The organism is Streptomyces sp. NPDC002536, from assembly GCF_053594995.1.
This window is the reverse complement of the sequence record NZ_JBSFWU010000201.1, coordinates 1-5220: the sequence shown is the minus strand read 5'-3', so window position 1 is coordinate 5220 and position 5220 is coordinate 1. Positions and strand designations below refer to the sequence as shown.

7 protein-coding genes are annotated in these 5220 nt (G+C 69.5%); 1 reads left to right on the top strand and 6 read right to left on the bottom strand.

The features are described 5' to 3' along the window. Positions 1–239: 239 nt before the first annotated feature. Positions 240–1925 carry a protein kinase domain-containing protein gene (locus ACWD4B_RS35050; RefSeq protein WP_451424566.1) on the bottom strand — a complete coding sequence of 562 codons (1686 nt, stop codon included), beginning with the start codon at positions 1923–1925 and terminating at the stop codon, positions 240–242. A 180-nt stretch (positions 1926–2105) separates the two neighbouring features. Between ACWD4B_RS35050 and ACWD4B_RS35045 the strand changes: the two genes are divergently transcribed. After that, a complete protein-coding gene (locus ACWD4B_RS35045) occupies positions 2106–2471 on the top strand; it encodes an ASCH domain-containing protein (RefSeq protein WP_451424565.1) in 366 nt (121 codons plus the stop codon). Between the two features lie 16 nt (positions 2472–2487). Here the strand turns inward: ACWD4B_RS35045 and ACWD4B_RS35040 are convergent, their stop codons facing one another. The 5 genes from ACWD4B_RS35040 to ACWD4B_RS35020 all read right to left on the bottom strand — a co-directional run. Then, a complete protein-coding gene (locus ACWD4B_RS35040; RefSeq protein ID WP_451424564.1) occupies positions 2488–3147 on the bottom strand; it encodes a pentapeptide repeat-containing protein in 660 nt (219 codons plus the stop codon). Positions 3148–3445: 298 nt separating this feature from the next. Beyond that, complete coding sequence (locus ACWD4B_RS35035) at positions 3446–4024, bottom strand: hypothetical protein (protein ID WP_451424563.1); 579 nt, start codon at positions 4022–4024, stop codon at positions 3446–3448. A gap of 47 nt (positions 4025–4071) precedes the next feature. Beyond that, the gene (locus tag ACWD4B_RS35030) at positions 4072–4290 is read right to left on the bottom strand and encodes a DUF397 domain-containing protein (RefSeq protein ID WP_451424562.1); all 219 of its coding nucleotides are present in this window, start codon (positions 4288–4290) and stop codon (positions 4072–4074) included. Continuing rightward, positions 4274–4507, bottom strand: a complete 234-nt coding sequence (locus ACWD4B_RS35025) for a DUF397 domain-containing protein (protein ID WP_451424561.1) — start codon at positions 4505–4507, stop codon at positions 4274–4276. The genes ACWD4B_RS35030 and ACWD4B_RS35025 overlap by 17 nt, the downstream gene beginning before the upstream one ends. After that, positions 4491–5220 (bottom strand): DUF5753 domain-containing protein (locus ACWD4B_RS35020; RefSeq protein WP_451424560.1); only part of this gene is annotated, 730 nt, incomplete at its 5' end. The genes ACWD4B_RS35025 and ACWD4B_RS35020, both read right to left, overlap by 17 nt.

Genomic DNA, 5220 nt, shown 5'->3' with positions numbered 1-5220 from the left:
ATCACCCGCGGGGGGGGGGGGCGGGCGCCCCCCCCCCCCCCCCCCCCGGGGGCGCGGGGCCCCCCCCCCCCGAACCTCGGCTGCGGGCGCGTCGTGGCTGGTCGCGCAGTTCCCCGCGCCCCTGACGGGGCGCCATGGTGCCGCGCGACGAAGATCCGCCGGACACGGCCTAGCCTCTGGCCCCCTCAACACCGGCTGGACGATCCTGCCTGCCTCGTAACGCCCTGAGCTTCCCCGGTTCAGGCCACCGCGGCACGTCGTCGCCGCACCTGCATGGCCGTGAGCCGGCCCACCACCGCGACGGCGAAGCCGGAAGCCGCGATCGTCAGCAGGTTGTCGACGATGTTGGGGAGGAGCAACAGCCGCGACTCGGACGGGTCGTCGGAGTCGTACCAGTCGTACATGCCGGAGAAGCTGAGCAGCCCGAAGATCAGCTCGATGACCCAGAAGACCCACCAGGCGTTCAGGAAACCGCGGGGCACGCGGCGCGTGCTGCCCCCGTTCGGGTCGCTGGCGGCCCAGATGTCGTCTGTGACGAGCTTCGGTATCCACAGGCTCGCAACGGGCGTGAACCAGCCCCAGAGCGCCCAGCCGCGGCGGTAGCGGTGGCGGTCGGGCGCGAAGGCCTCGGCGTTGATGCGGACCCGCCAGAACCAGAGCAGCCACATCACGATCGTCGGCACCACGACGAGCCCCTTGAGGCCCTCAAGGTCGGTGAACAGGCCCTTGTACTGGTCGACTTCGGCATCGGTCAGCGCGGTGCCCGTGTCGGCGGCGTCGGTCAGGGTGCGGAACATGTCGACCTGGTAGCCGAGATACGCGAGCATCAACAGCACCAGGACCACCAGCAGTGCCTGCAGCGCGATCGCCATGCCGCGGGGGGACTCGGTCGTGACGACGTCCTCGCGCGGAGGGGCCGACAGCGGCGGCGGAGGCCCGAACTCGGCTGCGGGCGGCGGCGGCCCGAAGGCGGCGGCCGCGTCCGGCACCGTGGCAGCCCGTATCCGTGCGGCAGGAGCCGGCGACTCCGCGTCCAGCAGCTGCGCCGCGTGCCGTCCGAGACCCGCGAGCACCTCGCCGGGCAGCCAGGGGCCTGCGGCCGGCGCGTGCTGCCGGGTGAACTCCACCAGTTCGGCGACGTCCGGCCGCCTTGCCGGGTCCTTGGCCAGGCAGCACACGATCACGTCGCGGAGGGGGCCCTCGGCGAGCCCCGTCAGGTCCGGTTCCTCCTCGGCGACCCGGAACATCAGCGCGTGCAGCCCGCCTTCCGGCGTGCCGAAGGGCAGCCGCCCCGTGGCCGCGAATGCGAGGACCGCGCCGTAGCAGAAGACGTCGGACGCCGCGGTGACGCGCTCGCCGCGCACCTGCTCGGGCGACATGAAGCCGGGTGAGCCGAGCACCGCGCCCGTCTGCGTGGCCGGACCGCCCACCGCCGGGTGCAGGGCGCGGGCGATCCCGAAGTCGATGACGCGCGGGCCGTCGACGGTGACCAGGACGTTGGACGGCTTCAGGTCGCGGTGGACAAGTCCCGCGGCATGGATCTCCTGCAGTGCCGACGCCAGACCGTGCGCGAGAGTGCGTACGGAGTGCTCCGGCAGCGGCCCGTAGTCCTCGGCCACCACCGTGTGCAGGGCCGGTCCGGCGACGTAGCCGGTGGCGACCCACGGCACCGCGGCCTCGGTGTCGGCGTCCAGCACGGGCGCCGTGCAGGCCCCGCCGACCTTCCGCGCCGCCTCGACCTCCAGCCGGAACCGGCGGCGGAACTCGGGCTCGTGCGCGACCTCCGGCCGGATCACCTTCACGGCCACCGTCCGCCCGCCCTCCGACCGCGCGAGGAAGACCTGGCCCATGCCGCCCTCACCCAGCTTCCGCAGTACTCGGTACCGGCCTATCCACTGCGGTTCCACCGGCGACATTCCGCCCATCGAGCCCGATTTCCTCTCGTGATCGCGTCGCGTGTGCGAAGAGAGCATAAAGAGCGGGGGTATTCGTCACGCACGCCGACCGCCTCGGCCCGCCTATCGTCGGGTGGAGACGATCCGTCTGTCGGCAGCGCTCAAGAGAGGTGATGACAGGTGTGGCCGCGGGTCAACGGCATGCGTTCGATGGAGCTCGGAACTCCGGACGGGATGCGGACAGAGCTGAACTCCCTGGTGCTGGGCGGGCAGAAGACCGCCACCACCGGTCTGCTGGAGGACTACGCCAAGGAAACCGAGGGCCTGGAATACCTCGGCGAACGGTTGGCGCTGCTGGACGACCAGGGGCAGTCCATCGCCGTCATCGAGATCACCGATGTGGAGGTGAAGCCCTTCAACGAGGTGACCTGGGAGCATGCCCGGGCCGAGGGGGAGGGCGATGCCTCGCTGGAGGAATGGCGAACCGGTCACCGCGGCTATTGGCATCGCTTGGGCACCCCGGTTGAGGACGGCACTCCTGTGGTCTGCCTGGCCTTCCGCCTCGTCGGGGATTGACCGCCTCGGGCCGGCCTCAGGCGTCCTTCACAGTGAGGCCGACATGCTGCGCCAGGACGGGCGCCAGGTCGAACAGTTGGGGCGTGCTGATCGTCGCGCCGTTCAGGGAGCCGATCCCGGAGGCGATGCGCAGCGCGGTCGCCTCGCGCAGGTCGACCCTGGTCAGGGTGGCCCTGTCGAAGCGGGCGCGGTCCAGGGTCGAGCCGGGGAAACTGACGTCGGCCAGCGTCGCCCCGCTGAAGTCCACGTCGCGGAGGAGGCAGTCGACGAAGACGACGTCCTTCAGCGAGGTCGCGCGGAGGTTGACCGAGTCGAGCTTGCACTGGTGGAAGACGGTGCGGCGCATCTCGGCGCCGTGGATCTCCGTTCCGGCGAGGACGCCGGCCGTGCACTCGGTGTCCAGCCAGGTGGTCTCCGCGAGGTTGGTGCCGACCATGCGGACGGCGTGCAGCCACACCTCGTCGAACCGGGAGCGCCGCAGGCGGCCGCGGTCGAACGTGACCGAGGAGAAGGCCGATTCGCTGAAGAGGGAGCGGCCTGCTTCCGCGTCCTGGAAGGAGGAGCCGTCGAAGTGGAGCCATTCGTAGACGCCTGCCTGCTCGAGTTCTCCGGTGAAGGGCTCAAGGCGGTTCGCGTACGGCAGTGCAGCCAGGTCGCGGGGGGCGCGGACTCTCATGGGTTCCTTCCGGGGGGATGGAGCGGGGGCGGGGCCCATGCTGACCCCGCTCGCGTCGTTTTGCCCAATCGGCGCGAACCCGGGAAACCGTCGCGAAAGGCCGTCCGTCACCACTCTAAAATCGGCACATATGGGATGACTCGGGCTCTCGATCGCGCTGTCGTTGCGATATCCCCCCGATGACCGGGCTCCGCCCGAGGGTGCAGTTCTCTGAAATTGATTCTGCGCTTCGCTCCTCGATCGCTGTATCTGCAGGCTTCACCCACAGGCCGTTCTGGGCAAATGGACGACAGTTCCGTCACACGCTCTGCCACAGGAACCGGCCCTCCTTGCGGTCCGGGCTGATGAAGGCGTAGCCGACGCCGAGGTCGCCAAAGTTGACTACTGCGTCACGCAGTTGAGTCGAATCGAGCTGGAGGAGGAACGTCCAGCCCTCCGGCGCCTCGTCCCCCTGGAGCCAGTTCGGCTGGCCGCCCACGTGTTGCATGGAGTCTTCGCCCAGAGCGCCCGGCGAGAGGCGCGCCTCGTGGCACACCGACCGGCCGGTCGCATCGCGCAGCAGCGGACCGTTGACGACCGGTGCCGTCCTGACGCAGGACGGGATCCGGCCGTCCGGCTGAAGGATCAGGGCGTTCTGACCGCCGTCCGGCTGCCAGGTGTACGCGCCCTCCATGTCCATGAACAGGTACGCCATCGCCATGACGGGCCCGTCCGGGACGTGGAACTGCGCGACGAACGTCATCGGCTCCGCATCCCGCGACGACAACGGCCACTGCGGCTCGTCGAGCCAGACCGGCTCACCGCCCAGGCGACTCACGGCACTTCGCCGGTCCCCCCGCTCCGGCGCGAAGTCGAGCGCGTACGCGGTTCCGCTCACCGCTTGATCATGACCGCCCGACGATCCCGCAAAACGGGTTTGCTGTCCTATGCCCGGAACGGCCGGTATCCGGCAACGAATGCGGCCCAGGCCGCGGAGGGGAACGCCAGGGCCGGGCCGTGGGGGTTCTTGGAGTCCCGCACGGGGACGGTGCCAGGTATGTTGTCCGCGACTTCGAGGCAGTCGTCGCCTCCCGTGCCGCCGCCCGGACCGCTGTGGCTGCTCTTGCGCCACCGCTCCAGGATCAGATCACGCCGAGCGCTCATCCGCGCCCTCCGCCCGGATGTCCATGACGAACGCGGCCCAGGCCTGGGCAGGGAATGCCAGAGCCGGACCGCGAGAAGCCTTGGAGTCCCGCACCGGGACCATGCCGGGTATGTTGTCTGCGACTTCAAGGCAGTTGTCGCCGCCTTTCTCGTCTCCCGCCCCGCTGTAGCTGCTCTTCCGCCAAGCCGCCCGGCTCAGCTCAGACTCGATGTTCATCGGCGTACTCCTCCGCCACCGATTCGATCAGGGACAAGGACGCTTCCGGCGACAGCGCAGCGGCCCGGACAAGATCGTAGGACCGCTGGCAGTGGGCCACCAGGGCCGGATCGTCCAGCAGGTTCCCCGTCCTGTGGCCTTCGCAGTAGGCCACAGGAGGTGCGTCGTCGAACGCCATCAGGGTGAGCGCTCCGCCCACCGCCAGAGCACCGGCATCGAACGGGAGAACCTGCACCCCGATGCGGCGCCCACGCACCAGAGATGCGACGCGCAACAGCTGCTCGTGCATCACGGCAGCGCCTCCGACCTTGCGCCGGAGGACGTTCTCGTCGAGAACGACCCACAACAACGGCTTTGTTGCGTCGTCAAGGATCCGCTGACGGTCGAGACGAGCAGCCACGCGCTTCTCGATCTCATTGTCCGGCGCGAAGGGGAAACCGCCGAGGAAGACCGCACGGGCATACGCCGCTGTCTGCAGCAGACCTGGCACGAAAATCGGCGCGTACTCGCAGATGCTGGTGGCCAGACCCTGCAGGTGCGCAGCCTCCGTGAACCACTCCGCGTAGGGCGAGCTGTTGAACAGCTCCTCCCACACCCGCTCGAAGAACCCGTCCGTCTCCAGCACGACATCGATCCGCTGTGCAACGTCCAACTGCGGCTTGCGAATCGCCGTTTCGAACTGACCGATGTACGAGCCCGAGCAGAACACCCGC